General features: G+C 62.0%; 1 protein-coding gene and 1 pseudogene. One reads left to right on the top strand and one right to left on the bottom strand.

The features are described from left to right. Positions 1 to 426 precede the first annotated feature (426 nt). Positions 427 to 753 carry a YnfA family protein gene (locus AC1DVA_RS27505; protein ID WP_265055318.1) on the top strand — a complete coding sequence of 109 codons (327 nt, stop codon included), beginning with the start codon at positions 427 to 429 and terminating at the stop codon, positions 751 to 753. Between the two features lie 192 nt (positions 754 to 945). On the opposite strand, the pseudogene AC1DVA_RS27500 reads toward AC1DVA_RS27505, so the two are convergent. Then, positions 946 to 1976 (bottom strand): annotated as a pseudogene (locus AC1DVA_RS27500) (IS110 family RNA-guided transposase). Between the last annotated feature and the right edge of the window lie 715 nt (positions 1977 to 2691).

Genomic DNA, 2691 nt, shown 5'->3' with positions numbered 1-2691 from the left:
TGCTTACGGCCCGCTCGTTATGCTAACTTGAATATAACGCGGATTGGATTCTTGCCGCACTAGGTGGTCATGGGCTCCTGACCGCCGGCAGATAAGCCGCTGGCCTAAGCGATGCGGCTTAGCAGGCCACGGAGGATGCTCGACCGGGGCTTCAATCGCGCATCGCGAATTAAATGCGCTAGCTGGGCCGGCGCGGCGCCGCGCCAGAAGAATGCTGGAAATCGCAAAGGGCAGCTTTTCGCACTCGGGACTAGCCGCTGACGACCGATTTAGGTCGTCAGCGGCCATCCAGCCCCTGGCCTAAACGCCCGACCGATCCCTTTGGCTTGAGCTGCCCCGCTTGCGTCTGGCTGGCGGGCTTCTCTATTGGGCCATTGGCTGTCAAGCGGGCTACACTCTCCTTGCGTGTGATTCTGGAGGTTTAGCGTGCAAACGGCTACAGCGTTTGTCGTAGCGGCGATCGCTGAGATTGCCGGATGCTTCGCGTTTTGGGCGTGGATCCGTATGGGCAAGTCCATTTGGTGGATTGCCCCGGGGGTCTGCTCTTTGATCGCGTTCGCCTACGCGCTCACCTTCGTTCATTCTGATGCAGCCGGTCGCGCGTATGCTGCCTACGGTGGGATTTACATCGCTGCCTCGCTGCTTTGGCTCTGGGTTGTCGAGGATGTGCGGCCGGATCGATGGGACGTCACAGGCGCGGCCATTTGCTTATTGGGCATGGCTGTAATCCTCGTTGCTCCTCGCACGGCGTAGTCCCGCCAGGTCTCGGGCTTCTCTCCGAAGTCGGCGCCTTGGCCGCTTCATGGTTGGATCCGATGAGTGGTGGATCACGCTTTTTCGCGGAGTGACCTCGCGGTCTCCAACCGGCCCTCGATCTCACCGCCCTTCGGTCCCTGCGGGACATCGCTCCGCCCAGTGGCGGATCTCGAAACGCTGTTGGTGAGGTCAGGCTTGGATTGGCTCCGCTGTCCAGCGGAACGGCATGCGATCGACCCACATCCGATGCAGAATGACGGATAGTCGGCGCGCGACCGCGATCATCGCCTTAGCCATGCCCCGACGCTTGGCGACACGCAGGCCCCAGGCCTTGAGGGCCGATGGCTTGGCCTGCGGTCGCGGGAGGACAAGCGCCGCCTCGAATAGGGCTGATCGTAGTGTCTCGTCACCGTTTTTGGTGATCCTGCCGCGCCGGTCGATCTCGCCGGATTGATGCGTTCGCGGTGCWAATCCGAAATGGGCGCCGACGGAGCGGGAGCGCAGGAAGCGGACCGGCTCGTCGATTGCAGCACGATAGGTCAGAGCTACGAGCGGGCCCACGCCGGGGGCGCTCATCAGCAGGAGGCAATCGTCGTCGGCGCGCGCCAGAGCCAGCATCTTCTTGTGCAGGCCGACATACTGTTCACGAACGACCCGGCGCACCGCCAGCATCGGCTCGATGATCGCTTGCAAGGAGGGCGCGTCCTCAATCAGCTCGAGGATGCGCGCTTCATAGCGAGCCCGCGTACCATGCCGACCTTGAGGCCGAAGTTGCGGAGCAGGCCGCGAATGCTGTTCTGGACATCGAGCAGCTTGGCCTGAAGGAAGCGTCGGCCACTCAGCAGCGCTCTAATCTTCTGGCTGGCCATCGTCTTGACGTTGACCGGGCGATAGAGCCCGACCCGCATCATCTGCGCGATGCCGCGTGCATCGTTACGGTCGGTCTTGTTCGGCCGGGCGCTTAGAACCGCCTGAGCGTGCCGCGTCTCGATGCAGATCACCGGAAAGCCTGCCTTCATAAGACCGGCATAGAGCCATTGGCACAGCGGGCCGGCTTCCAGGCCGACCCGCGAATAGCGGTCACTACACGCTGACAGGAACGCGCCGATCGCCTCCGGCGAACTCTCAGTCTTGCCTTCCCTGATGATCGATCCGCCTGCGTCCATCACGCAGACGCTCGTCGTCTTTACCGAAACGTCCAAACCGACAAAGCACTCCATCGCTCTTCTCCCTGATCCGCTGGGCTGGATCGGTGGAGCCTAGAACGCATCGGCCACCGCCGCACCGCATCCGCGACGCGAGCGCAATGGCCCAACCTTTTTTTGTCTCGCCTCAATCTTGCGCCGGCGATGCGGCTGCCTAAATTTTCGGCCGCACGCCCCGCGGGGGGAGGAGACATGCCGTTCTCGTCGTTGATTGACCCGGTCGACCTGGCCCGCGCGGACGCCGCTTTGGAGACCGCGTGGAGTAAACTAAGGCCGACTATTTCCGTCGAGGATGCCGCGAAGGAGCGGGCGCGGTTGGCTTACATCGCGGCGGACCTAGTCGCCGTCGATGCGCGACGGCACGGATCCCGATTGCCTATCGCCTTGTCCATAATGAACACAGATGGTGGTGCAGCGGCACGCTAATAGGCGATATCGATCGGTCGACCCCGGCAGCTTCTCACAAGGGATGAGGGCGGAGTTGGAGGATGAGTCCGATATTRTCCTCCTTGTCACTGCCTAATCGGACAGGCGTCTCACCTTCGTGGCAAAATCCGACGGCTCGACGCCTCATTGACCGTCAGTCTTCGCACCGCTTGGCACTTGGCCATAATAATGAGCAGACGTACTATCACCCCCCTCTCGCCGGTGCTGCGACAGGCTGCAGCCTTTTAGCTCCGTATGATATAGTCAAAGGCAGCCTCGAAAATTGTTGCGAGCCGCTCGGCGT

The sequence above is a fragment of the Allobosea sp. P4_C6 genome (assembly GCF_056402015.1).
This window is presented reverse-complemented; position numbering and strand designations above follow the sequence as displayed.